Origin of the sequence: Streptomyces sp. WM6378 (assembly GCF_001279695.1) — a bacterium.
Lineage (GTDB): Bacteria > Actinomycetota > Actinomycetes > Streptomycetales > Streptomycetaceae > Streptomyces.
On record NZ_LGDD01000304.1, the window covers coordinates 12816 to 38292 of the forward strand.

The 25477-nt window shown below is 70.3% G+C and carries 25 protein-coding genes; 17 read left to right on the forward strand and 8 right to left on the reverse strand.

Annotation, left to right across the window (positions count from 1 at the left end; translation table 11 throughout):
• Positions 1-2: 2 nt before the first annotated feature.
• From chvE to ADK54_RS27380, 4 genes are read left to right on the forward strand one after another with little or no spacing between them, the layout of a single operon-like run.
• Complete coding sequence (chvE, locus tag ADK54_RS27365) at positions 3-1112, forward strand: multiple monosaccharide ABC transporter substrate-binding protein (protein ID WP_420717408.1); 1110 nt, start codon at positions 3-5, stop codon at positions 1110-1112.
• A gap of 35 nt (positions 1113-1147) precedes the next feature.
• Entirely contained in the window at positions 1148-2683 is a 1536-nt protein-coding gene (mmsA, locus tag ADK54_RS27370; RefSeq protein ID WP_053728400.1) for a multiple monosaccharide ABC transporter ATP-binding protein, read from the forward strand.
• 5 nt (positions 2684-2688) lie between these two features.
• Positions 2689-3924, forward strand: coding sequence for a multiple monosaccharide ABC transporter permease (gene mmsB / locus ADK54_RS27375; RefSeq protein WP_053728401.1), 1236 nt, complete (start codon positions 2689-2691; stop codon positions 3922-3924).
• Between the two features lie 46 nt (positions 3925-3970).
• A complete protein-coding gene (locus ADK54_RS27380; RefSeq protein WP_053728402.1) occupies positions 3971-5125 on the forward strand; it encodes an aldose epimerase family protein in 1155 nt (384 codons plus the stop codon).
• 62 nt (positions 5126-5187) lie between these two features.
• Here the strand turns inward: ADK54_RS27380 and ADK54_RS27385 are convergent, their stop codons facing one another.
• The 5 genes from ADK54_RS27385 to ADK54_RS27405 form a co-directional block, all read right to left on the reverse strand.
• The gene (locus tag ADK54_RS27385; protein ID WP_053728403.1) at positions 5188-6030 is read right to left on the reverse strand and encodes an SMP-30/gluconolactonase/LRE family protein; all 843 of its coding nucleotides are present in this window, start codon (positions 6028-6030) and stop codon (positions 5188-5190) included.
• Entirely contained in the window at positions 6027-6797 is a 771-nt protein-coding gene (locus ADK54_RS27390) for an IclR family transcriptional regulator (protein WP_053728404.1), read from the reverse strand. The genes ADK54_RS27385 and ADK54_RS27390 overlap by 4 nt, the downstream gene beginning before the upstream one ends.
• 111 nt (positions 6798-6908) lie before the next feature.
• Positions 6909-8114, reverse strand: coding sequence for a cytochrome P450 family protein (locus ADK54_RS27395; protein ID WP_053728405.1), 1206 nt, complete (start codon positions 8112-8114; stop codon positions 6909-6911).
• Between the two features lie 66 nt (positions 8115-8180).
• Positions 8181-9461, reverse strand: coding sequence for a cytochrome P450 (locus ADK54_RS27400; RefSeq protein WP_053728406.1), 1281 nt, complete (start codon positions 9459-9461; stop codon positions 8181-8183).
• Between the two features lie 60 nt (positions 9462-9521).
• On the reverse strand, positions 9522-10886 hold the full coding sequence (locus ADK54_RS27405) for a glutamine synthetase family protein (protein ID WP_107090624.1): 1365 nt from the start codon (positions 10884-10886) through the stop codon (positions 9522-9524).
• Between the two features lie 288 nt (positions 10887-11174).
• Here ADK54_RS27405 and ADK54_RS27410 point away from each other — a divergent pair, with 288 nt between their 5' ends.
• From ADK54_RS27410 to ADK54_RS27445, 8 genes are all read left to right on the forward strand, one after another.
• Positions 11175-11363 (forward strand): ferredoxin, encoded by a 189-nt coding sequence (locus tag ADK54_RS27410; protein WP_053728408.1) that lies wholly within the window; start codon positions 11175-11177, stop codon positions 11361-11363.
• Between the two features lie 5 nt (positions 11364-11368).
• Positions 11369-12643, forward strand: a complete 1275-nt coding sequence (locus tag ADK54_RS27415) for an NAD(P)/FAD-dependent oxidoreductase (RefSeq protein ID WP_053728409.1) — start codon at positions 11369-11371, stop codon at positions 12641-12643.
• The gene (locus ADK54_RS27420) at positions 12640-13446 is read left to right on the forward strand and encodes an acetoacetate decarboxylase family protein (protein ID WP_053728410.1); all 807 of its coding nucleotides are present in this window, start codon (positions 12640-12642) and stop codon (positions 13444-13446) included. The genes ADK54_RS27415 and ADK54_RS27420 overlap by 4 nt, the downstream gene beginning before the upstream one ends.
• 67 nt (positions 13447-13513) lie before the next feature.
• Complete coding sequence (locus tag ADK54_RS27425; protein WP_053728411.1) at positions 13514-14974, forward strand: aldehyde dehydrogenase; 1461 nt, start codon at positions 13514-13516, stop codon at positions 14972-14974.
• A gap of 6 nt (positions 14975-14980) precedes the next feature.
• On the forward strand, positions 14981-15925 hold the full coding sequence (locus ADK54_RS27430; protein ID WP_053728412.1) for a 3,4-dihydroxyphenylacetate 2,3-dioxygenase: 945 nt from the start codon (positions 14981-14983) through the stop codon (positions 15923-15925).
• Position 15926: 1 nt separating this feature from the next.
• Entirely contained in the window at positions 15927-16772 is an 846-nt protein-coding gene (locus ADK54_RS27435) for a fumarylacetoacetate hydrolase family protein (RefSeq protein WP_053728413.1), read from the forward strand.
• A gap of 167 nt (positions 16773-16939) precedes the next feature.
• Positions 16940-18388 carry an APC family permease gene (locus tag ADK54_RS27440; protein ID WP_053728445.1) on the forward strand — a complete coding sequence of 483 codons (1449 nt, stop codon included), beginning with the start codon at positions 16940-16942 and terminating at the stop codon, positions 18386-18388.
• Positions 18389-18446: 58 nt separating this feature from the next.
• Positions 18447-19178, forward strand: coding sequence for a gamma-glutamyl-gamma-aminobutyrate hydrolase family protein (locus ADK54_RS27445; protein ID WP_053728414.1), 732 nt, complete (start codon positions 18447-18449; stop codon positions 19176-19178).
• 726 nt (positions 19179-19904) lie between these two features.
• On the opposite strand, the gene ADK54_RS27450 is transcribed toward ADK54_RS27445, so the two are convergent.
• Positions 19905-20477 (reverse strand): MarR family winged helix-turn-helix transcriptional regulator, encoded by a 573-nt coding sequence (locus tag ADK54_RS27450; RefSeq protein ID WP_053728415.1) that lies wholly within the window; start codon positions 20475-20477, stop codon positions 19905-19907.
• Between the two features lie 216 nt (positions 20478-20693).
• A complete protein-coding gene (locus ADK54_RS27455; RefSeq protein WP_053728416.1) occupies positions 20694-21065 on the reverse strand; it encodes a hypothetical protein in 372 nt (123 codons plus the stop codon).
• Positions 21066-21393: 328 nt separating this feature from the next.
• On the opposite strand from ADK54_RS27455, the gene ADK54_RS27460 reads away from it, so the two are divergent.
• Both ADK54_RS27460 and ADK54_RS27465 read left to right on the forward strand, forming a co-directional pair.
• On the forward strand, positions 21394-21699 hold the full coding sequence (locus tag ADK54_RS27460) for a hypothetical protein (RefSeq protein ID WP_053728417.1): 306 nt from the start codon (positions 21394-21396) through the stop codon (positions 21697-21699).
• Positions 21700-21751: 52 nt separating this feature from the next.
• Positions 21752-22195 carry a DUF6294 family protein gene (locus ADK54_RS27465; protein WP_053728418.1) on the forward strand — a complete coding sequence of 148 codons (444 nt, stop codon included), beginning with the start codon at positions 21752-21754 and terminating at the stop codon, positions 22193-22195.
• A gap of 89 nt (positions 22196-22284) precedes the next feature.
• On the opposite strand, the gene ADK54_RS27470 is transcribed toward ADK54_RS27465, so the two are convergent.
• Entirely contained in the window at positions 22285-22665 is a 381-nt protein-coding gene (locus ADK54_RS27470; RefSeq protein ID WP_053728419.1) for a peptidase inhibitor family I36 protein, read from the reverse strand.
• 387 nt (positions 22666-23052) lie between these two features.
• Here ADK54_RS27470 and ADK54_RS27475 point away from each other — a divergent pair, with 387 nt between their 5' ends.
• The 3 genes from ADK54_RS27475 to ADK54_RS27485 all read left to right on the forward strand — a co-directional run bounded on the left by ADK54_RS27475 (position 23053) and on the right by ADK54_RS27485 (position 25475).
• Positions 23053-23652, forward strand: a complete 600-nt coding sequence (locus tag ADK54_RS27475) for a hypothetical protein (RefSeq protein WP_053728420.1) — start codon at positions 23053-23055, stop codon at positions 23650-23652.
• Complete coding sequence (locus ADK54_RS27480) at positions 23639-24370, forward strand: class F sortase (protein WP_053728421.1); 732 nt, start codon at positions 23639-23641, stop codon at positions 24368-24370. The genes ADK54_RS27475 and ADK54_RS27480 overlap by 14 nt, the downstream gene beginning before the upstream one ends.
• Before the next feature lie 202 nt (positions 24371-24572).
• Positions 24573-25475: a carbohydrate-binding protein gene (locus ADK54_RS27485; RefSeq protein ID WP_234392216.1), complete on the forward strand. Its 903-nt coding sequence runs from the start codon at positions 24573-24575 to the stop codon at positions 25473-25475.
• Positions 25476-25477: the final 2 nt, after the last annotated feature.

Here is a 25477-nt window from a genome sequence, read left to right on the forward strand (position 1 = left end):
CCATGCGCCGCATCCGCAGAGCAGCACTCGCCCTCGTCGCCGGATCCCTCGCCCTCGCGCTCGCCGCCTGCGGGCAGAGCAGTGAGGGCGGCAGCAAGGACACCAAGAAGGGCGGCAAGGGCTCCACCATCGGCATCGCCATGCCGACCAAGTCGTCCGAGCGGTGGATCAACGACGGCAACAACATGGTCAAGCAGTTCCGGGACCTCGGCTACCAGACCGAGCTCCAGTACGGCGAGGACAACGTCGACCAGCAGGTCGCCCAGATCGAGAACATGATCACCAAGGGTGTGGACGTCCTGGTGATCGCCGCGATCGACGGCCGCGCCCTGAGCGACGTCCTGAAGCAGGCCGCCGAACAGCACATCAAGGTGATCTCCTACGACCGGCTCATCCTCGGCTCGCCCAACGTCGACTACTACGCCTCCTTCGACAACGAGAAGGTCGGCGTGCTCCAAGCGACTTACATCATCGAGAAGTTGGGGCTGAAGGACGGCAGCAGGAAAGGCCCGTTCAACATCGAGCTGTTCGCCGGATCGCCGGACGACAACAACACGCGCTACTTCTTCCAGGGCGCCCTCAAGACGCTCCAGCCCTACCTCGACAAGAAGCAGCTCGTGGTGCGCAGCGGGCAGACGAACCTCAACCAGGTGACAACGCTTCGCTGGGACGGTGCGACAGCACAGAAGCGCATGGACGACCTGCTGACCAAGGCGTACTCCTCGGCCCGCGTCGACGCCGTACTCTCGCCGTACGACGGAATCTCCATCGGCATCCTGTCCGCGCTGCGCTCCGGCGGCTACGGGACCGCGGCCAGGCCCTATCCCGTGGTGACGGGACAGGACGCCGAGGTGGCGTCAGTGAAGTCGATCATCGCGGGCGACCAGACGCAGACCGTCTACAAGGACACCCGGGCGCTCGCCAAGCAGGCCGTGCAGATGGCCGACGCCGTGCTGAACAACAAGACGCCCGAGGTCAACGACACCAAGACGTACAACAACGAGAAGAAGATCGTGCCGTCGTTCCTGCTCGATCCGGTGAGCGTCGACAAGTCCAACTACCGGGCGGAGCTGGTGGATTCCGGCTACATCAAGGCGAGTGACCTGAAGTGACCGCACCCGCACACGAGCCGCCCGCTGTCCTTGAGATGCGTTCCATCGTCAAGACGTTCCCCGGCGTTCGAGCCTTGTCCGACGTGTCGCTGACCGTCGCCCCGGGCGAGGTGCACGCGATCTGCGGGGAGAACGGCGCAGGCAAGTCGACCCTGATGAAGGTGCTCAGCGGGGTTCATCCGCACGGGAGTTACGAGGGCGACATCCTCTTCCAGGGCGAGCCCTGCGCCTTCAAGGACATCCGGGCCAGCGAGGCGCGCGGGATCGTCATCATCCACCAGGAACTCACACTCGTTCCCCATCTGTCGATCGCCGAGAACATCTTCCTCGGCAACGAGCACGCCACGCGGGGCATCATCAGCTGGCACGAGACCCTGGAGCACGCGTCCCGGCTCCTGAAGCGGGTGGGCCTGAGCGAGCATCCGGGGACCCGGGTCGCGGACATCGGCGTCGGCAAGCAGCAGCTGGTGGAGATCGCGAAGGCCTTGTCCAAGGAGGTGAAGCTGCTCATCCTCGACGAGCCGACGGCAGCGCTCAACGACGCCGACAGCACCCATCTCCTCCATCTGATAATGGAGTTGAAGGAACAGGGCATCACATCGATCGTCATCTCGCACAAGCTCAACGAGATCGCCGCGGTCGCCGACTCCGTCACCGTCATCCGCGACGGCCGCACCATCGAGACCCTCGACGTGAAGGACCCGGCGACGACCGAGGACCGGATCATCCGGGCCATGGTCGGCCGCGACCTCGACCACCGCTTCCCCGACCGCACCCCGTACGACGGCGACCCGGGCGCGCACCCCGCTCTGGAAGTGCGCGGCTGGACCGTGCACCACCCCATCGACCAGCAGCGCAAGGTGGTCGACGACGTCTCCGTGCAGGTGCGGCGGGGCGAGATCGTCGGCATCGCGGGCCTGATGGGCGCCGGCCGCACCGAGCTCGCGATGAGTCTTTTCGGCCGCTCCTACGGGCGCAACATCAGCGGCTCGGTGTGGAAGGACGGCCGCGAGATCCGGACGCGAACGGTGCCGGAGGCGGTGGGCCACGGCATCGCGTACGTCACCGAGGACCGCAAGCAGTACGGCCTCAACCTCATCGACAGCATCGCCCGCAACATCACCACGGCCGCGCTCGGCCGGGTGTCCCGGCGCGGAGTGGTCGACGAGCACGAGGAGCGGCGGGTCGCCGAGTCGTACCGCACGTCCATGAACATCAAGGCGCCCACCGTCTTCGAGCAGGTCGGGCGGCTGTCCGGCGGCAACCAGCAGAAGGTGGTACTCAGCAAGTGGATCTTCGCGGGTCCCGATGTGCTGATCCTCGACGAGCCGACCCGCGGCATCGACGTGGGTGCCAAGTACGAGATCTACACCGTCATCGACCGGCTCGCGGCCCAAGGCAAGGCCGTCGTCTTCATCTCCTCGGAACTCCCCGAACTGCTCGGCATGTGCGACCGCATCTACACGATGACGGCAGGCCGGCTCACCGGTGAGGTCCCGCGGGCCGAGGCAACGCAGGAAGTGCTGATGCGCCACATGACCACGAACGACATGACCACGGACAAGAGGTAGTCGCCATGGGTCCGGTCACCACCGACACCCCCCGGAGCGCCCCGCCGGCGCCCGGTTCCCCGCATCCGGCGCCCGCCACGCTGCTCCTTGACGCGGCCCGCCGCAACATGCGCCAGTACGGGATGCTCGTCGCGCTCGGCCTGATCATCGTGCTGTTCCAGATCTGGACCGGCGGGGTGCTGCTCAAGCCGAACAACGTCACCAACCTGGTGCTCCAGAACAGTTACATCCTGGTCCTCGCGATCGGCATGATGATCGTCATCGTCGCGGGCCACATCGACCTGTCCGTCGGCTCGTTGGCGGCCTTCGTGTCGGCCGCGTGCGCCGTGATGATGGTCGAGCACCATGTGCCCTGGGTGCTCGCCCTAGTCGTGGCCCTGATCATCGGGGCGGTCGCGGGCGCCTGGCAGGGGTTCTGGATCGCGTACGTCGGGATACCGTCGTTCATCGTCACCCTCGCCGGGATGTTGCTGTTCCGCGGCGGCACCCAGATCCTGCTCGGCTCGCGCTCGCTCGGCCCGTTCCCCGACGGCTTCCAGAAGATCTCCACGGGCTATCTTCCGACGGTCGGCCCGAACACCAACTACCACAACCTGACAATGCTGTTGGGGCTCGCCCTGACAGCCGTCGTGCTGGTCCAGGAGGTGCGCTCCCGGCGGCGCCAGCAGGCGTACGAACTCGATGTGCTGCCCCAGGGCCTGTTCATCACCAAGTGCGTGGCGATGGTGGCCGCCGTACTCGCCTTCACGATGACGCTGGCCAGCTACCGGGGTGTCCCGGTGGTGCTGCTCCTGCTCGCGGCGCTGCTCATCGGACTCGGTTTCGTGATGCGCAACGCGGTCGTGGGGCGTCATGTGTACGCGCTCGGCGGCAACCAGGCGGCGGCGAAGCTGTCCGGCGTCAAGGACAAGCGGGTCACGTTCTGGGTCTTCGTCAACATGGGTGTGCTCGCGGCGCTGGCCGGCGTCGTCTTCGCGGCCCGCCTGAACGCGGGTACCCCCAACGCGGGCGTCAACTTCGAACTGGAGGCCATCGCGGCCTCCTTCATCGGCGGCGCGTCGATGAGCGGTGGCGTGGGCACGGTGTTCGGCGCCGTCATCGGCGGCCTCGTGCTCGGTGTGCTCAACAACGGCATGTCCCTGGTGGGCATCGGCACGGACTACCAGCAGGTCATCAAGGGGTTCGTGCTGCTCGCCGCGGTCGGCTTCGACGTCTACAACAAGCGCAAGGTCGGTTCATGAGTCCCTCGGATGTCCCCCTCCCCGAACTCCCTCAAGGAGTCGCTCCATGAAGACCAGCAGACGTACGGTACTGGCGGCAGGCGCCGCCGGTCTCGCCGCGACGACGGCGCTCGGCGCCGGGATTGCCCAGGCCGGGCCGCGCCGCTCCCCTACCAAGAGGCATTTCGGCACCCTGGCCGACGGCACCGCGGTGGACCTCTGGACCGTGGCCAACGGCGGCACCCGGCTCCAGGTCCTGTCCTGGGGCGGGGTGGTCCACTCGCTCGAAGTCCCGGACCGCCGCGGCCACTTGGCGAACATCGCACTCGGCTTCGACAACCTCGCCGACTATGTCGCGAAGAGCCCGTACTTCGGCGGCCTGATCGGCAGGTACGGCAACCGCATCGCGGCGGGACGGTTCACGCTGGACGGCCACATCTACCAACTCCCCCTGAACGACGGGGCGAACAGTCTGCACGGCGGCACCCAGGGCTTCGACAAACAGATGTGGCAGGTGGAGCCGTTCACCCACGGCTCGGAGACCGGGCTCGTCCTGACCCGGGTCTCCCCCGACGGCGAGATGGGCTACCCCGGCGCACTGAAGGTCCGCGTCACGTACACCCTCACCGCTCGCGGCGACTGGCGGATCGACTACGAGGCGACCACCGACCGGCCGACCGTCGTGAACCTGACCAACCACACCTACTTCAACCTGACGGGCGAGGGCAGCGGCTCCGTCTACGACCACACCCTGGAGCTGGCCGCCGCGCGCTACACCCCCACCGACGCGGGCCTCATCCCGACCGGCGAACTGGCCCGGGTGGCGGGCACGCCCTTCGATTTCAGGCGTACGAAGCCGATCGGCCGGGACGTCCGCGACGGCGGCGAGCAGCTGGTCCACGCCAAGGGATTCGACCACAACTGGGCGCTGGACAAAGGCATTTCGACCTCGCCCGCCCACATCCTCACGCTCACCGACCCGTCGTCGGGCCGGGTGATGCGGATGTACACGACCGAGCCGGGCCTGCAGTTCTACACAGGCAACTTCCTCGACGGCACCCTGGAGGGCACCTCCGGCCGCACCTACCGCCAGGGCGACGCCCTCTGCCTGGAGACCCAGCACTTCCCGGACTCGCCCAACCACCCGTCGTTCCCGTCGACGGTGCTGCGCCCGGGCACGACGTACCGCACGTCGACGGTGCATTCGTTCTCGACTCGCTGAGGCTCGACGCGTGCGTGTGCCTCAGAGGAATCCCTCTGGGGCACACGGCCTTTGACGGCCCATCACCCAGCGAAAGGTGTGGCGGGCAGGCCACGCCCCGCCCCTGGAAGTACGAGCACCGAACCGGCCAGGGGGTGTGGTGCGGCCTGTCCCGCGCGGGCGGTGGTGATGTACAGATCGGTGAGGTCCGGGCCGCCGAAGGCACAGCCGGTGGGGCGCCGCACGGGCAGCTCGACGACCTGGTCGAGACTGCCGTCGGCCGCGTACCGCCGGATGGCACCGCCGCCCCACAGCGCTACCCAGACGCCGCCCTCCGCGTCCACCGTGAGCCCGTCGGGGTCCCCAGCAGCGGCCTCGACCGAGACGAACTCTCTTCTATTGTGGGCGAGTTGGCCGTCGAAGTCGAACACATCGATGGTCCGGGTCGAGGTGTCGATGTAGTACATGAGCCGCCCGTCCGGGCTCCAGCCGGTGCCGTTGCTGACGGCGACGTCACCGAGGATCTCGGCCGCGGTGCCGTCCGGGGCGATCCTCGTCAGGGTGCCGCCGCCGGGCGCCTCGTCGTAGCGCATGGTCCCGGCCCACAGCGCCCCGTCGGGAGCGACCGCCGCGTCATTGGCACGCCGGCCGTCCACGGGGGCGTGGAGGAGCCAGCGGAACCCGCCGTCGGGGCCGTACAGACCGACGCCGTCCCGGAGGTTGACGACAAGGCCGCCCCCGACGCGCGGCCTGGCCGCACCTACGTGCTGCTCGGTGGCCATGACCGTGCGGCGGCCGTCGGCCGGATCGTAGCTGTGGATCCGCGAGGAGAGGATGTCGACCCAGATCAGCCGTCCCGTCGCCGGGTCCCACGTCGGCCCCTCGCCGAGCTCGGCCCACTCCCGTACCGCGAGCTCGTACCTCACCGCACACCTCGGTGGCCGAGCCGCACGGAGAGGTCGCCCGCGCCCTTCTGAGCGAGTTCGGCGAGCTCGGCCTCGCGGTCGCCGCTCCACCTGATCATGGGAACGGAGATGGAGAGCGCGGCGACGACCCGGCCCGTGTTGTCCCTGACCGGCGCCGCCACGCAGCTGACGTCGGCATTGGACTCGCGGTGCTCGACGGCGGTCCCGCGGGCACGGATCTCAGCGAGGGCGGTGCGCAGGGCGGCGGGGTCGGTGATGCTGTCCGGTGTCATGGCGACGAGTTCGCGCCCTTCGAGGCGGGCGTCGAGCTCGGCCTCGGGCAGCACGGCGAGCAGCATCTTGCCGACGGAGGTGCAGTGCGCGGGCAGCCTGCGGCCGGCGGCGGAGACCATGCGGACGGCGTGGGTGGAGTCGACCTTGGCGATGTAGATGACGTCGGTGTCCTCAAGGATCGCGACGTGCACGGTCTCGTCACAGGTCTCCGCCACCTCGCGGGCCACCTGCTGCCCCTCGGCCGCGAGGTCGAGCTGCTCGGCGTACCGGCTGCCGAGCTGGTAGGTGCGTACGCCGAGCCGGTAGCGGCCGGGCTGCTCGGGCACCGGCGCCAGGTAGGAGCGGGCAGCCAGAGTGGTGAGCAGCTCGTGGACCGTGGTGCGGGGCAGCCCGAGCCGGCGCGTGACATCGGGCGCGGAGAGGCTCCCCTCGCTCTCCAGGAAGAGTTCGAGGACGTCCAGCGCCCTGGTCACCGCGGGAACCAGTCGGCCCATGCTCGGCCACCCACCCTTCTTGTTCGAAACTCCGGCCACCGACCGGAATGACGAACACAGGCTAACCACAGGGGTGTTCACCGGGCAATGGGCCTGCGGTTACGGCCGCATCTACAGCCCCAAGCGGACAGGCAGCTCCCTGAGGGCGTGCGAGCGGAAGGAGGTGCGCCAGGCGAGGTCGCCGGACGGGACGGCGAGGGCCAGCTCGGGGAATCGGCGTATCAGGGTGCTGAAAGCGCTGTGGAGCTGAATGCGGGCGAGTGCGGCCCCGAGGCAGTAGTGGATGCCATGGCCCAGCGCGAGGTGGGTGGTGTCCTCGCGGTGGATGTCGAAGCGGTCGGGGTCGGCATAGCGTTCCGGGTCACGGTGGGCGGCGGCGAGGCAGAGCAGGACGGTGTCGCCGGTCGGGACGGTGACCCCGCCGATCTCCACCGGCTCGGTGGGAAAACGGCGGATCGCCATCTGGTTGGGGTTCACGTACCGGAGCAGCTCCTCGACGGCCCGCGGCATGAGCCCCGGGTCGGCGCGCAGCACGGCCAGCTGGTCGGGGTGGTCGAGCAGGACGAGGAGTCCGCTGCTGATGACGTGCTGGGTGTTCTCGCTGCCCGCCATGAGGATGAGGAAGGCGAGCGAGACGAGCTCGTCCTCGCTGAGCCGGTCGCCTTCGTCACGTGCTGCGATGAGTTCGGACAGGAGGTCGTCGCCGCGCTCCGCGCGGCGGTCCGCCACCAGGTCCAGCAGAAAGCGGTGGATGTGCCCGATCGCCGCGACAAGCTCCCCCGAACTCCCCGGATCCAGCATGGTGGTGACCCATCCGGCGAAGGCGTGCCGGTCGGCCTCGGGCACGGCGAGCAGGTCACCGATCAGCGCCACGGGAAGGAGATTGGCGAACGCGGTGATCAGGTCGACGGCGCCGTCGGCCTTCAGCCGCTCGGCGAACGCGTCCGCGAGCTGCTCGGAGGCGTCCTCTATCTGCTGCCGCATTCCTTCCACATAGCGCGGCGTGAAGGCCTTGGAGACGAGCCGGCGAAGGCGCAAGTGGTCGTCGGGGTCGATGTTGAGCAGATTGGCGTCCAGGGCGGGCGGCAGCGAGAACCCCTTGTAGCCGTTGCCCGCGTGGGCCTTGTTGACCGAGAACCGGGGATCGGTGAGCCCCGCGCGGACGTCCGACTCCCTGAGCACCAGCCAGACCTCGGATCCGTCCGGCAGCCGTACGTGGTGGACGGGCGCCTCCTCGCGCAACCGCTCGTAGGTCGCGTACGGATCGGCGAAGTGGGCGGCATCGAAGGGCTGCGGGAGATCCGGGTTCAGTGTCACGCGGGGTCCTTGCGCTGGTCGGGGCGGGCATCCCCACCGATCTTCCCCCGAGGCGCACACCTCGCATCAGGCGGGGGTGACCTCCACCGGAAGCCGCTTGATGCCGTTCACGAAGTTGGAGCGGACGCGGGGCACCTCCCCGGTCAGGCGGATGTCGGCGATGCGGGGGATCAACTCCTCGAACATGATGCGGACTTCGGTACGGGCGAGGAGGTTGCCCAGGCACAGGTGCGGGCTGCCCTTGCCGAAGGTGACGTGGTCGTTGTCGGTGCGCGTGACGTCGAAGGCGTACGGGTCGGCGAAGACCCGCTCGTCGCGGTTGCCCGAGGCGTACCACATGACGACCTTGTCGCCCTCCCTGATCCGCTTGCCACCGAGTTCGACGTCGCGGGTCGCGGTGCGGCGGAAGTGGTAGACGGGCGAGGCCCAGCGCAGGAACTCCTCCACGGCGGCCGGGATGAGGGCTGGGTCGCGGCGGAGCCGGTCGAGCTGTTCGGGGTGCTCGATCAGGGCCAGCATGGTGTGCGAGATGGCGTGCCGGGTCGTCTCGTTGCCCGCGACGACGAGCAGGAGGAAGTAGTTGTCGAAGTCCTGGTCACTGAGCGGGACTTGATCGCGCGGGGTCTCGTTGACGAGCCGCGAGACGAGGTCGGTGCCCCGGCCGCCGCGGCGCTGCCGGGCGAGTTCGCGGCCGTACTCGAAGACCTCGATGGAGGCCGGTGAGCGGAACGGCAGGTCCCGGTACCGCTCGCTCTCCGCGCTGCCGAGGAGCACGTCGGCGTAGTCGGGGTCGGTGTGGCCGATGATGCGGTTTCCCCAGTCGATGAGCCTCCGGTTGTCCTCGGGCGGCACGTCCAGGAGCCGGGCGAGGACGTTGATGGGGAAGTCGGCGGACACGTGCTCCACGAAGTCGAAGGCCGGTTTCGCCAGGGCCGCGTCCAGGGTCCTGGCGGTCAGGCCGCGCAGGAAGTCGGCGTAGCCGTTGATCACGTGCTGCCCGAACTGGCGCTGGAGCAGGCCGCGCAGCGCACGGTGGCGCGCCCCGTCCAGTTCGAGGATGGAGGCCCGCTTCTTGATCTGGTCGTCGTCGAGCTCTTCGAGGTTGACGAATCTGGTGGAGGTGAAGGTGTCGGCGTCCCGGTCGACGCGGACGATGTCCTCGTGGCGGGTGACCGCCCAGAACCCCGAGTTGGGGGCCGGCTCGGGCTGCCAGTGGACGGGGTCCCGGTGGCGCAGGGTGTGGAACATGCGCCACGGGGTGATGCCGTCGGTGAACCGGTCGAGGTCGGCGAGGTCGACGTCGTCGAGGGGGATCGGGTCGTACGCGGCGGGGCTGGCCTCGGCCATCGGTGCTCCTTGAGCTGAGCTGCGGCGGGGGGACGCGTGCGGTCGGCGCGCCTGCGCGGGTCACAGGTGGTAGGCGTACTCCGTGAACTCCCAGTCCGTCACGTGCTGTTGGAAGCGCTCGACCTCGTTGCGCTTGTACGCGAGGTAGGCAGCGGTGAAGCCCTTGCCGAGGATTCCCGTGAGCGCGGTGTCCCCTTCGAGGGCGTCGAGCGCACTCGGCAGGCAGTCCGGAAGGAGGGCGGACCTGGCGGTGTCGTAGCCGTACCCCTCCAGCGGCGCGGGCGGCTCCTCGGCGGCCTGGATGCCGAGCAGCGCGGCGGCGATGGTCGCGGCGATGAGTACGTACGGGTTGGCACTGGCATCGCCGAGCCGCAGTTCGAGCCGGGCGCCGGAACCGCGCTCGGGCGGGATGCGGACCATCGCGCTGCGGTTGTCCAGACCCCAGTCGACGAGCCAGGGGGCCACCGTGTCCGGCCCGAAGCGCTTGTACGAGTTGATCGTCGGGTTGACCAGGGCGGCCAGCGCCGGGGCATGCGCGAGCAGACCGGCGATGGCGTGCCGGGCGGTGTCGGAGAGGCCGTAGGGGCCGGTGGGGTCGTCGAAGACGTTCCGGGTCTCCCCCACGTCACCGGCGGCGCCCCCCGCACGCGTCTCACCCTCGGCTCCCGCCTCGCAGGACAGGTGCAGATGGAACCCCGAGCCGCCCGCGTCGTTGAAGGGCTTGGCCATGAACGTGGCGAGCCTGCCCTCCTTGCGGGCGAGCTCCTTGACGGCGGCCTTCAGCCGGAAGGCGCGGTCGGCGGCGCCCAGCGCCTCGGAGTGCACGAGGTTGATCTCGAACTGCGAGCCGTCGAATTCGTGGTTGCCGTGGGTGATCCCGATGCCGAGATCTCGCAGCATCCGCAGGGTCCGCAGGAGGTGGTTGTCGGGGTCGGCGCGCAGTCCCGCGGTGTAGACAGCGCCCGCGGCCGCGCTGTACCGCCGCCAGCCGTCGGGTGCGCCGGGGTCCGGATCACACAGGAAGTATTCGAGCTCGGGGCCCGCGACCGGGCGCAGTCCGTGTTCCGCGCATCGGGCAAGCACCGCGCGCAGCAGGGCACGCGGCGATTCGGGGGCGGGCGCGCCGGTCGCCGGGTCGGTCACATCGCCCAGACAGGAGGCGACGCCGGGTTCCCAGGGCAGCGTGCGGAGCGTGTCGAGGTCGGGGCGCACGACGATGTCGGGGAGCCCCGCGTCCAGGCCGCCCGCGATCGGGACGACATCGCCCTGCGGGCTCGTGTGGTAGACCGCGCGGCAGAACGAGAGGCCGTGCGAGCAGGCCGCGGGCAGCTGGTCGACGAGCACGTCCCGGGCGCGGTCGGTGCCCATGAGGTCTGGGTAGGTCACCCGGACCACATCGATACCCTCGACGGACAGCCGCTCCATGAACTGCCTTGCATCTGACGGAACTTGAGCACTCACCGACGTCTCCTCGGGCTGAGCGCACGCTATTGGTTTGGCTTCAAACGGTATGGACGCGAGGCGGCATCCCGCAAGGGTCCGGGCATGAACTCCCCATCACGGCAGGGGCATTGACCCCTCGGCGACACCTCTCTATGTTGTTTGGTATCAAAGTTGTTTGGTATCAAACGAGTTCGGTCGAGCCGAGCGGCGCCGGTCGAGCGGTTTGGTCATACGGCTCGGTTACGCAGGTCGGTCACAGGGAGTCGGCCCATGAAGGTCGCCGTCGACATGAACAAGTGCCAGGACCACGGGCAGTGCGTGTTCGCCGCCCCGGATGTCTTCCGCCTCGACGACAGCGGACACCTCGCCTACCTCGGCGATCCCGGTGAAGCGTTCCGCGCCGACGTGGAGGAAGCCGCCGACGTCTGCCCGATGCAGGCCATCCGGATCGAGGCCTGAGCGCCGTGACCGCGCGCGTGGTCGTGGCCGGGGCGTCGCTGGGCGGCCTGCGCGCCGCCGAGCAGTTGCGCGCCGCCGGCTGGACCGGCCCGATCACGGTGGTCGGCGACGAACCCCACATGCCCTACAACCGGCCCCCGCTCTCCAAGCGGGTCCTCGCGGGGACGGCGCCGTTCACCTCGCTGCCCCTCACCCCACGGGCCAACACCGCCGATGTGGAGTGGAGGCTGGGGACGCGGGTGGCGGGTGCCCGGCTGCGGGACCGCGTCGTCGTCCTTGAGGACGGCGAAGAGCTCGGCTTCGACGGCCTGGTCGTCGCGACCGGCCTGCGCTCTCGGCGGCTGCGCTGCCCCGGACCGTCCGGGCCGGGCAGCGGCCGCCATACGGTCCGTACGCTCGCCGATGTGCGCGCGTTGCGGGCCGAACTGAGCCTGCCCGGCGTGCGGTTGGTGGTGATCGGAGCCGGGTTCATCGGCTGCGAGGTGGCCGCCACCGCAGTCGGTCTGGGTGTCGCCGAGGTGACCGTCGTCGATGTAGAGCCCCTGCCGATGCTGCGCCCCCTTGGCGGGCTCCTCGCCGGGGCGCTGCTGCGCAGGCACGAGGAACGCGGAGTGCGCTTCGCGCTGGGCACGGGGGTCGCCGGGTTCGAGGGCGGACACCGCGTGACCGGGGTCGCCCTGAGCGACGGGCGGGTCCTGGCGGCCGATGTGGTCGTGGAGTCGGTCGGCTCGGTCGCCAACACCGAGTGGCTGGCGGGGAACGGTCTCGACCTGTCCGACGGCGTGCTCACCGACGAGCACCTGCGGGTGCGGCGCGCCGACGACGGTGCGGGCGGCACGGAGGCCGCTGGGGCGGGACTACCGTACGTGGTCGCCGTCGGTGACGTCGCCCGCTTCCCCAACGCCCGCTACGACGGGGTGCCGCGCCGGGTCGAGCACTGGTCGATCCCCGGCGACACGGCCAAGCACGCCGCGCAGGTGCTCGCAGCCCAACTACTCTCGCATTCAACCGACTTGGCACCCTTCGCTCCCCTCCCCTCCTTCTGGAGCGACCAGTACGACTTCCGGCTCCAGTCCTTCGGCTCGCCCGAGCTCGGACACGACGACGTCCGGCTGCTCGACGGCGAGGCGGACGACGACATGCTGGTCGGCTACCACCGCGACGGGCGCCTCGTCGGCGTGGTGGGGCTCGGCGGACCGGCCGCAGGCGCGGCCGCCGCCCGGCGCCGGCCGCTCCTCCTCGAAAGCCCCGCCCTCAGCCCGCAAGGAGTCGCCCCGTGAGCAGCGTCCGCGGCTACTTCCATCCCAAGACGGCGACCGGCGAATCGTCCATCGCCCCCGCGCCCCCATGGCTGTACTCGGGCGACGTCCTCACGGTCGAATACCGCACGGATCCGGAGCGCGTACGCGAACTCCTGCCCCACCCGCTGGAGTTGGCACCCGAAGACCCGGGGGCGGTCGCGCTCGTCTGGGCGGACTGGCAGTCCTGTTCGGCGTCCAAGCGGGAGCTCCTCGACCCGGTGCGGGCCCAGTACAAGGAGGCGTTCGCGGTCGTGCGCTGCTCCTACCGGGGGCAGGTCTACTCGCGCTGCGTCTACATCTGGGTCGACAAGGACTTCGCGGTCGTACGCGGCTTCCACCAGGGTTATCCGAAGAAGCTCGGCTCGATCCACCAGACCCGGCCGCACCCGTTCGGGCCGGCGCCCCGGATCGAGGCCGGGGCCCGCTTCGGGGCCACCCTGGCGGCGGCCGACCGCCGGCTCGCCCAGGTCGTGGTGACGCTGCGCCAGCCCTCGCCGACGGGTGGCTTCGTGAACGGGCACCCGATGGCGCACCACCGCTGGCTGCCCTCCATCGAGAAGGGCAAGGGCCTCGCCCTCGACGAGCTCATCGAGTCCGGCGCCGCCTCCTCGGAGGCCGGGCAGGCGTGGCTGGGGGACGCGGACCTCGAACTCTTCGCATCACCCACCGAAGAGCTGGCCCGCCTCGCGGTGCGGGAGCCGATCGCGGCGTACTACCGGCAGGTCGGCGTCGTGTGGGACGGAGGCCGACTCCTCGAATCCGACACCTCGGGAGCCGAGTAACTCCCGTTCCAGGCCGACCAGTTGGAGGATGCCCCGTGCCGAACAGTCGAAGGACGGACATGATGTCATGAGTGAGTACATCGCCGCCGTCGCCGGGGTCGCCGTCGACACGCGGCACTGGATCGGCGGGGCCCGCGTAGGCTCCCCCACCACCTTCGCCGATGTTTCCCCGATCGACGGCCGCGCGCTCGCGGGGGTGGCGCGCGGCTCCTCCTTCGAGGCCGGCGCGGCGGTGGCGGCCGCGAAGGCCGCCTTCCCCGGCTGGGCTGCGACGCCCCGCGCCGAGCGGGCCCGCATCCTGCACGCCATCGCGGACGGCGTGCAGAAGCGGTCCGAGGACCTCGCCCAGGTCGAGACCCTCGACAACGGCGCGCTGCTCCGCTCCCACCGGCGCGGGGTGATGCCGAGGGTGGCGCACAACTTCCGCTTCTTCGCCGGCCGGCTGCTCACCCTGGACCTCGACGACTTCACGACCCCGGCCGGCGCCGTCAACCACGTCTCCTGGGACCCGGCGGGGCCGTGCGTGCTGATCACGCCGTGGAACGCGCCGCTGATGCTGGCCACCTGGAAGGTCGCCCCGGCGCTCGCCGCCGGGAACTCGGTGGTCCTCAAGCCCGCCGAGTGGTCGCCGCTCACCGCCTCGCTGCTCGCCGACATCGCGGCCGACGCGGGACTCCCGCCCGGGGTCCTCAACGTCGTCCAGGGCTACGGTGGCGAAGCGGGCAGCGCGCTGGTCTCCCACCCGGACGTGCGCCGCATCAGCTTCACCGGTTCGGTGCCCACCGCCCGCCGCATCGCGGCCTCGGCGGCCGAACGCCTCACCCCGCTGAGCCTCGAACTGGGCGGAAAGTCACCGCTGTTGGTGTTCGCGGACGCCGATCTCGACCTGGCCGTGGAGCTGGCCGTGGAGCAGTACGACAACGCGGGGCAGGTGTGTCTGGCCGCCACCCGGCTGCTCGTCGAGGAGTCCGTCGCGGCGGAGTTCACCGCCCGGTTCGTGACGAAGGCCGCCCGGCTCCGGCAGGGCGACCCGCGCGACGAGGCGACCGGCATCGGGCCGCTGATCCATCCCGCCCAGCTGGAGAAGGTCGACGGATTCGTACGGCGCGCGATCGCGTCCGGCGCACGAGCCGTGATCGGCGGCACGCCCAACGCCGAGCTCGGCGGCACCTACTACCGCCCCACCCTGCTCACTGATGTGGCACAGGGCAGCGAGATCGTCCAGGAGGAGGTGTTCGGCCCGGTCCTCACGCTCCAGGCCTTCGCGGACGAGGACGAGGCCCTGGAGCTCGCCAACGGCACCCGCTTCGGGCTCGCCGCGATCGTCGTCACCTCCGATGCCGGGCGGGCCCGCCGGGTGACCGAACGGCTCGTGGCGGGCACGGTCTGGGTGAACTGCTTCTTCGTACGCGACCTACGGGCCCCCTTCGGCGGCTCGCGCGCGTCCGGCATCGGCCGCGAGGGCGGCACATGGAGCTTCGACTTCTTCTGCGACGTCAAGAACACCGTTACGGCACCGGGGAGTTGAGGGACCATGGGCGAGATCGTCGGGGCGGGCCTGCTCGCACACGTGCCCACCATCGTGCTGCCAGAGCCGGTGCGGCGCGAGCTCAACGAGGGCGAGGAGATCAGCCTCGTCACCGGACTGCGGCAGTTGCGCGCGGGAGTCTTCGAGAGCGACCGCTACGACACGGTCGTTGTCCTCGACTCGCACTGGGCGACCACGGTCGAGTTCGTCGTCACCGCACAGAGCCGGCGCGCGGGCCTGTTCACCTCGGACGAGCTGCCCCGGGGCATGTGCCGGATGCGGTACGACTTCCCCGGTGACCCCGAACTCGCCCACCACATAGCCGAGTTCGGGCCCCGGCACGGCACCTGGATCACCGCCGTCGACGATCCGTACCTTCCGGTGCACTACGCCACCGTGAACCTGTGGAAGTTCCTCGGCGAGGGGCTGCCCGACAAGCGGTGGCTGTCCATCGGGGTGTGCCAGACCGGTGACATGGAGGACCACCTGCGGCTCGGCCGGGCGCTCGCCGACGGCATCGCCGCGACACCCGGCCGCAGGGTCCTCCTCATCGCATCCGGTGCCCTGTCGCACACCTTCTGGCCACTGCGGGAACTACGCGGCCACGAGGCGAGCGACCCCGCCCACATCCGTACGCCCGAGGCCCGCGCGGCCGACCTCGAACGCATCGCCTGGTTCAAGGAGGGCCGCCACGCCAAGGTGCTCCACACCATGCCGGAATTCCGGGAGTTCAGGCCCGAGGCACGCTTCACGCACTACCTGATGATGGCGGGCGCACTCGGCGGCGACGCGTGCACCGCGCCCGGCCGCCAGTACGGCGCGTACGAGAGCTCCATCGGCACCGGACAGGTCCACCTGTGGTTCGACCGTCCTGCCGACGGCTGGACCGGCACGGGTCCACCCTCGTCAGCCGCCCCGCGCCACCCGCACCGACGCGACCGGGAGGCCTGACGTGAGCGAGTACCGCCGCATCCTGCTCGACGGTTCCGCCGTCCAGGTCGTGCGCGAAGGCGAAGAGCTCGTCGCAGGCGACGGCCGCCGGGTGAAGGCTGCGGAGGCCGCGCATCTGCCACCAGTCATGCCGTCGAAGGTAGTCGCGGTCCACCTCAACCACCGCAGCAGGGTGGCGGAGTTCGGGGCCCGGCTGCCGGCCGCACCCACCTACTTCCACAAACCGGTCTCGGCCCTCAACTCCCACCGGGGCGCGGTCGTGCGCCCGGCGGGCTGCAAGTGGCTCAACTACGAGGGCGAGGTGGCCATCGTCATCGGCAGGACCGCCCGCAACATCGCCCCCGACGAAGCGGCCGCGTACATCGCGGGCTACACCGTCGGCAATGACTTCGGGCTGCACGACTTCCGCGACACCGATGCCGGTTCGATGCTGCGCGTCAAGGGATCCGACACGCTGTGCCCGCTGGGCCCCGGCCTCGTCACCGACTGGGACTTCCGCCACAAGCACCTGCGCACCTACGTCAACGGCAGGATGGCGCAGGACGGTTCGACCGACGAGATGCGGTGGGACATGCACTACCTGGTGGCCGACATCGCCCGCACCATCACGCTGCTGCCCGGCGATGTGCTCCTGTCGGGGACCCCGGCCAACTCCCGTCCCGTACAGCCCGGAGACGTCGTCGAGGTCGACGTCGAGGGGCTCGGGCGGCTCACCAACCACATCGTCGCGGGTCCGACGCCCATCCGCTCCGACGTCGGCGCACAGCCCACCGCGTCCGAGGAAGTGCTGTCCACGGCGCTCGGCGGGGACTGGGAGTTCCGCGGCATCCGGGCGCCGCGCCGATAGGGCGCACCCCTACGGGCACCGCACCGGGCATGCCACGGGGACGCCCGGCGCGGTGCTGCACCACCTCGGAGTCCGTGTCCGAACCCCGCCCGGGCCTGCGACGCCCGACGGAGTTCGGCCTCTGGCTCTCACCCACCCGCAGACCGAGCCCCTGACAGGTGATCCTCGTGGACGGCAGGACGGCCGCAAGACAACCCATCGAGCAGGACTCCCCCGCCTCCGGACGGCTCAAGCCGAACGCGCTCGGTGTCCTCGGCATCCTCTTCCTGGTCCTCTCGGCGCAGGCACCGCTGACCGGCATCGCGGGGGCGGTCCCGCTCTCCGTCGGTCTGGGCGACGGGCCGGGCGTGCCCGCCGCCTACGTGGCCGCGGGCGCGGTGATCCTGCTGTTCTCCGTCGGCTTCGTCGCCATGGGCCGCCACGTGGTCGACGCGGGGGCCTTCTACACGTACATCGGCCGGGGCCTCGGCCGCACCTGCGGCGCGGGCAGCGCGGCGGTCGCGGTGTTCGCCTACTGCACCGTCCAGGCCGCGATGTACGGCCTTTACGGAGCGACCGTGAGCGGCATCGTCAAGGAGCACACGGGGGCCGAAGTGCCGTGGTGGATATGGGCGTTGGCCACCATGGCCGTCGTGCAGGTGCTCGGCGCGACCGGCATCGAGATGGGCGCCAAGGTCCTCGCGGTGTTCGTCCTCGCGGAGATGAGTGTGCTGCTCGCCTTCGGCCTGGTGACGCTGTTCCGGGGCGGCGGCCCGGAGGGGCTCGGCTTCGCGCACAGCTTCTCGCCGGGCGCGGCACTCAAGGGCGCTCCGGGGGTGGCGCTGATGTTCGCGGTGGCATCGATGTTCGGCTTCGAGGCGACCGCGATCTACGGCGAGGAGGCGCGCGAACCACACCGCACCGTGCCGCGGGCCACCTACCTGTCGATCGTCGTGGTCACCGCCTTCTTCGCCTTCACTTCGTGGATGGTGGTCAGCTCGTACGGTGCCTCCGGCGCCACCGGGGCCGCGAGCAAGGCGCTTGCGGGCGGGGACGGATCGGCGTTCGTGTTCGCGCCGATCGCCGAGCGGTTCGGCGGCTGGGCGAACGACGTCCTGCCGGTGCTGCTCGCCACCTCGCTGTTCGCGGGCATGCTCGCCTTCCACAACTCGGCGAACCGCTACCTGTTCTCGCTCAGCAGGGAAGGCCTCCTCCCGCGAAGCCTTCGCACCCTGAACCGGCGGCACTCCCCCTGGGTCGCGGGCAGTGTGCAGACGGCGGTCGCCGTGCTGCTCGTCGTGCCGTTCGCGCTGACCGGCAAGGACCCGGTGCTCACCCTGTTCTCCTGGTTCAGCGGGGTGGCGGTGCTCGCGATGATGCTGCTGTACTTCCTGACCTCGGTCTCGGTGATCGTCTTCTTCCGCCGCGAGCAGCTCGACACCCGGCTCTGGAACACGCTGATCGCCCCGGCGCTGGGCGCGCTCGGCCTGGCGGGCGCCATCTGGCTGATCCTGGCCAACCTGACGACCCTCATCGGCGGCGACCGGACGACGGCCACCTGGCTCGCGCTCGCCGTCCCGGTGGTCCTGGCACTGGGCGCGGGGGCGGCGTGGATCATCCGTGGCAGAGCTCGGTGAGTTTCGCCGGCCGGCCGCTGATCACGATCCCGGGCCGGCCGATCCGGGACGGAACGCCGTGAGCTTCGCCGCGCGCCCGCTGATCGCGATCCCGGCCCGCTTCGCGGCCTCCACGTCGGCACTGCGGTACGCGGCCGAGGTCAACGCCCGTGCGCTGATCGAGGCGGTGTGGCGGGCGGGCGGCGAGCCGGTCACCCTGCATCCCCATGCGCCGGGCGGCCGGGCGGATCCGGCGGAGGTGGGCGCCCGGCTCGCCCGGTTCTACGGCGTCCTGCTGCCCGGGGGTGGTGACGTCGCGCCGGGCCGGTACTCCGCCGAACCCCATGCGAGCGTGTACGACGTCGATGCCGAGCAGGACGGCTTCGACCTCGAAGTGGCGCACCAGGCAATGGAGTTGGGGCTTCCCCTCCTGGCGATCTGCCGCGGCATGCAAGTCGTCAACGTCGCTCTGGGCGGCACCCTGCACCAGGACATGGGCGGCCCCGAGCGCTCGCACCGGCACTACGTGCACCGGGTGGCCGTCAGGCCCGGGACGCTTCTCGCGCGGGCCACGGGTGCGACGCAGGTGACCGCGTCCTGCTATCACCACCAGCGGATCGACCGCGTCGGCATGGGCCTGACGGTCACGGCCCGTGCGGCCGACGCCACGGTGGAGGGGCTCGAACTCCCCTGCCACCGGGGTTGGTTCGTCGCGGTGCAGTGGCATCCGGAGGACACGGCGTGCGGTGATGCTGCGCAGCGGGGGGTGTTCGGGGCGCTCGTACGGGCGGCAGCCCACACCGGGGGCTGAGAGACTCTGGGGGTTTGCCCCAGCCCCCGGCGAGTTCGCCCACCGGCCCGCCCGTAGGCGCAGGGGTTGGACGGCCCTGCCCCTGGGGCTGCGCCCCAAACCCGCTGCGGATTTGCCCACCCGCCCACCCATGACCGAGCCCTGGGGCCGAGCCCCAGACCCCGGCGGGGACTTCGTCCCCTGCACCCCCCTCGGGGGCTCCGCCCCCAGACCCCCGTTCGCGCCTGAACGGCGCTCGTCCTCAAACGCCGGACGGGCTGGGGGTGCCCGCATCAGCGGCACGCGAAGCGCCAGACAGGCTAGGGGTCCGCGCATGGGAGCCACCCGGGGAGGCGAACAGGTGGGGTGCCGCATGGGCCGGCACCAAGTTGGGAGGGACGCGGTCGGGATGCCTGCGTGGCCGGCTCGAAATCTGGGACGGGCGGGGCGCCTGCACCACACCCTGCCAGGGGCGCGGGGAGCTGCGCGACCAGCCCCCACTGGCCCGCAGCCGAACAACCACACACCCCCGCACAACAGCTCCCCCAGCGCATCTCATCCCGCAAGGGGCGCGGGGAACTGCGCAATCAGCCACCTACCGGCCCGCAGCCGACCGGCAACACACCCAGCGGAGCTCCCAGCACCCCCCAACCCCCGGAGGGTTTCGGGAAGGGGTGGGTGGGGGCCGAATCGGGGGGGCTGGGGCAAAGCCCCAGCAACACCGGGCCCCCCGACAGGCCGAGCCACTCAACCCTTCGGCCGGCGCCCACTACGCCGCGGCGCCGGATCCGCCCCGCCCAGCAGCTCGCGCCGCCGCTCCTCCCCCCGCTCCTCCACCTGCAGCACCACCCGCCGCAGCCCGTCCGCCACGCTCCGGCACTCCGCGTCACCCAACTGCCCGGTCACGAATGCCTCTTCCTCGTTGAAGCGCGGGAAGAGGCCCTGCATCAACGCCTCCCCCTCGTCGGTGAGGCTCAGCAGTACGAGCCTGCCGTCGGTCGGATGACCGGCCCGTTTCACCAGGCCCCTCGCCTCCAGCGTGCGGGCGACGCCGGTCAGCGTGCCCTTGGAGATGCCCGCCTCCTCGGCGACGTGGCGGGTCTCCGACTCGCCCCAGATCCACACCACCCACAGCACGACGAACGCGGTCCACGTCAGATCGCAGCCGCGCAGCACGGAGTTCTCCAGGTGCTGGCGGACTGCGGAAGCCGCCCGGTAGATGTTGGCCACCACGGCCATCTGGTCATGGCGGATCGGCGCACCGCCGAGCTTCGCCTGCGCCAGCTGCTCTGCTTCGGTGATGGATCGCCGGCCGGGCACGGGCCACACCCCTTCGACGCCGCGGGGGCGGCATGGTTCGAGGACATCGTTCGGACTCAAATTGTACGAACGACGTAACGACGTCCGGAAGCCGTCTCGCCCCCCGAGGGCGCCAACTCGCCCTTCTGCGGGATGACTTCCTCACCGCCCGACCCCGACGACTTCCGCCCCCTACCGCGCGGGACGGCCTCCGCACCCCCTCCCCTGAGCCCGCGGTCAGCCGAATCGCACGCTCAGCGGCAGCCGTACGCCGAAGCTCAGGGTCTGTCCCGGCTGTGCCGCATCGAGGAATTGATTCGGGTCGCAGTCCGCGTCCTCGTACAGAATGGCGGTGCTGTTCGTTCCGTTGTGGACACTCAGTGCCTCACCGCTGAGGATGAAACAGAAATGGTCGGGCGGATTGTCGATCGTGGTGATTCCCCCGGTGTCCGCGCGTAGATAGCTGAAGCTGCCCGTGGCTGCCTGGGCATCGGTGAAGAGCCCGGCCATCGCGGTGAAAAGCGAAAGCGCCGCGCCGGCGACCAGAACCGACCTGGTCACCCTCTTGCCCGTGATTTCCCGCCCGAGTGCACGCATGAGTACACGCATCTGCGACCTCTCCCTGGCTGCGTCCAACTCTCCCTGTAGCTGGGCCATTTGAGCGTGCTGCACCGGCATGGGAACGGAAAGCGACTCACCCCCGTCGTCACTCGGACGGCGCAGCGCGCACCTCGACGCGCGGGCGCGGGCGGGCGCCCGGCAGGTCGGTACGCGCCCATTCGAGCGGTTGTCAGCGGCATTTTTCCTGAGGAACCATCGAGGGACCCAGAGGGGGGTGCCTATGCACAGGCGAATAACGCCACGAAAAACTCTGCGGAAAGCCACGCGCAAAGTGACGTCCGGAAAGCGCGCGGCTCCCATTCGGCGGCTGGGAACGGTGGTTGGCGGGGCTCTTCTCCTGATCGCCCTGCTGCCGTCCAGCGCCCAGGCGGCCGATGGAAAGTTCCCGTACATCCGGTTCGACACCGGAACATTCGACGAGCTCGACAATCCGCCGAACGGCCTGTGCCTGCCACTTACCGGCGGAGCGGCCCACGCGGGCAACGACACCGACGCCACCGCGTTCGTCTACGCGGACACCGGCTGCCAGCAGCTTCTCGCGATCGTGGGCGTGGGAGGGACGTGGGACGAGACCGGCCCGCCGCCGCTGCCCGCCCGCAGCGTGGGTTTCGGATCGGGCTAGCACCTGCCCGTCCGGCCATCCCAAGTCACCTCAACAGCACGGGAGTTGATTCATGAACGTACTCCGGCGGGCGAGCAGGGTCCTCGTGACCGCGGCCGCCATCGGAGCCACCGTCCTCGTCCTCAATCCCGCGACGGCCTCGGCCGACTCCCACGGGAGCTCCGTTCGTTCGGGCGTCGCGGCCGACTACAAGTGGTTCACCTGGGACGACCTGAGCGTCGGTGACTGCCATCAGACGGGCGGGCACCTGCAGCTCTACTCCGACGGCAAGCTCACGTTCAACGCCACGACCTGGACGACCCGCACCATCAGCGGGGACATCTGGCACTCGCGGTTCAAGCTGAACAACGGCGCGGGCCAGACGATGTACACCACCGGGACCTACGACAGCCCGACCATGTGGCCGAGCAAGCGCCACACCTACACGGTGCAGGGCACCTTCGAACCCAGCGTCTACAACGCCATCGCGAGGGTCGTCCAGCACTCCGAGTGCTGAGACCCCGTACCCACGAGCGGCGGCACCGTGCTCTGCGAAGCACAGCGCCGCCGCCTCTTCATGTGCCGATCGGGATGCGCGGGTGCCGCTTACTGGGGCTTGAACGAGCGGATCTGGTAGTTGCCCTGGAGGTTGCCGCCCTTGCCCGCTTCGGTGGATCCGACGCGAGCGTGGTAATTGGTCCCCGTGTAGTACTGGACGCGGTGCCCCGTCTTGTTCCACACGGAGCGCACGTTCTGGCCCTTCTGGATGAAGGAGCAGTTGTCCGCCGTGTTGGCGAGACTGGACTGCGACCACTGACAACGGGTTCCCGAACCGTTCCAGCCGCTGTAGATGCAGAAGTATCCGGGTGAGCAGTTGTAGGCCGCCGCCCGGGCGGGCGCCGCGGGGGCCGCGGTCGCGGTGGGTACGACGCCCAGCGCGGCGGCCAGGGCCACGGAGGCGACGGCGAACGAGTGGATACGACGCATAAGGAGCAACTCCTCTTTCTCGTCGGCGGTCCGGGCCGACCACACCTCGTGGGCCGGCCGCACAGGACCGCATGGGCGCGGGGAAGCCGGGCCGAACGGTGGCACCGATGGGCTCGCCCCGCGAAAACACCGCCCAGTATTTCGTCGCCCACAGTGCACCAGCAGGGCATTTCTCGCCGACCGGGCAAGGCTGGAAGCACGGCGGCGCACGCTCCGGTCGTGCGCCGGGGGGCCGCCCCACGCGCCCCGGGGCCTGTCGCGTTGGGGCGGACGGGTGATATTCGGCGGGTCTCTCGGCGGGGCGTCTGCGCGGCACCGCGCAGGTATGAAAGGGAGTCGGACAGAGCTCCGTTTTGTATGACAATCATCCGACCCAGAGGACTGTGCATGCCTGCCCCAGCACTCCATGCCTTCACGAGCCCGCGCACGCGGGTCGCCGCCGTCGCGGCACTCACCCTCGCGGGAACCGCCCTGGGCGGCACACCGGCCGCTTTCGCCGCCCCGGGCGACAACGGCGACGTGAAGATCCACGCGATGGGAACGCTCTTCACCGACCAGAGCAACAACCCGAAGGTCTGCGGCTTCTACCTCGACGCCTTCAACTTCGACACCGTCCAGGGCGTCACCTGGAACATCAGCCCCCAGCCCGCCAGGGCCGGCGGCGCCACCCTCACCGGCGCCGTGCGGCTCACGGCCGGCACCGGATACACCAGCCCGCTGACGCTGCCCGACGGGGAGTACAAGCTCGTCTGGAACATCGCAGGCGGCAACGGTGCGGGCAAGCAGAAGGTCTTCAAGGTCGACTGCGCGCCGGCCTCCACGTCCAGGGCCGGCACGCCGGTCGGCGGGGTGCCCGCGGGCGGCGGCGGCCTCGCTCAGACTCCGGGCGTCACGCAAGCCGGAGCCGCGGCGGGCGTGGGACTGGTCTCGGTCGCCGGGGTGCTCTACATCCGCCGACTCCGACGCCGCACCGATGGCGCAGCGTAGACGCGCCCCCATCGCCCGGCACCGGACGCGCGCCTACCGCCTGACGAGGACGGCGGCTCTGGCCCTGGCCCTGGTGGTGGGCGGCGTCTGGTGGGCCCAGGACGACGGGCCCACCCCGGCTGGCGCCGACGGGCCCCGGTTCACCAAGGTGGCGTCCGCCCCGGTCGGTGACAGCCGGGGCCCGGCGTCTCCGCGTCCGGCGTCCCCACGTCCGGTGGCGCCGCGTCCGCTGCCCCCGTCCCCGGCGGTCTCGCTCGCGATCCCGTACCTCGGCGTCACGGCGCCGCTCATCCCCCTGGGCCTCGACGCGCAACGGCACCTCGCCACGCCGCCCGTGGACAACCCCAAGGTGGTGGGCTGGTATCAAGGCGGGGCGACTCCGGGCGAGTTGGGCACGGCCGTCGCCGTCGGGCATCTCGACACCAGGACCGGGGCGGCCGTCTTCGCGGGCCTCAAAATGCTGCGCCCCGGCCGCCTGATCGAGTCCCGCCGCGCCGACGGCAAGGTCGCCGTGTACACCGTGGACAAGGTCAAGACGTACGACAAGAAGCGCTTCCCCGACCAGGTGGTGTACGGCCCGACAGGTCGCCCCGAGCTCCGGCTCATCACGTGCGCGGGCCGGTTCAACGCGAAGACGGGGTACGAGAGCAACCTCGTCGTCTTCGCCCACCTCACCCAGGTCCGGACGACCTCCGCCCACCGGGGCCACAGGGTCTAGCGCACCGCTCGCCTCAGCTCGCGGCCGGAAAGCACCCCTTGGGGTTCCGGTGACGTTCCGTGGCTATTGACACTCCCGTCAATGACATGGACATTACTAATCGCTCATCCGGCTCCCCCGCCGCCCCACCCGCGCGGCCGGGAGCCGTGCTCCACCCCCCACCCTCGTCACATCCATGACGCACGGTCCTGGAGGAGCCACCATGAAACGACGCAGAACCGCCCTGGCCGCAGCCCTGCTCACCGCCACCGCCGGCCTCGCCTCGATGCAGAGCGCCCAGCCCGCCACCGCCCACCCCGCCACCACGCCCTCCCCGGACGCCCCCCACCGCGGCACGGTCGCCGGGGCCCGCACGCCGGACCACAACCCGGCGAGGGACCGCGCCGTAGCGGCGCTCAAGAAGGGCCGCAGCACCACGTTCCGCAAGAACCAGGCCGACCCCACCCACAACTGGTGGGGCGTGTTCCCCCAGCCGGGCACCCACGACGGCATCACCGCGACCCACACCGTCGATCCGTCCTACCGGGTCAGCGACGCCGACAACTTCACCTACGCTCCCACCACCAAGGCGCAGAACTCCTGCATGGAGGTGGTCACCGCCTACTGGAACAGCGGCAACGAGATATGGGCCTGGGACTGGTGCGGGGCGGGCGGTCCGGCCAAGACGGTCGCCGTGGACGCGGACTTCAAGGCGAAGTACACCCAGCCCTCCGGAGACGAACTCGCCTACAGCGTCCAGCTGGTGCGCGACAGCGGGTCCGGCAACAGCTGGTCGTCGTACCTCTACAACTACCAGTCGGCGCAATGGGAGTTGCTGTACCGCAAGGCCGGCCAGGACCAGAGCGGGCTCGACCACGGCTGGGACATGTTCGAGATATACGCGAGCGTGAACCCCTCGACCGGCACGGGCTACTACTGCACCGAGGCGCGCGACACCGTCTTCGACAGCAGCGCCATAGAGCTGCGCCGCAACGGCACGTGGAAGCCCGCGAGCCCGTCCGACTCGCCGTGGACCGAGGAGAATCCGTCCGGACAGGACTTCCTCTGCCCGCGGTTGAACTTCATCCGGGCAGGGGCCGACGACCACTGGACCGTACGCCAGTAGGC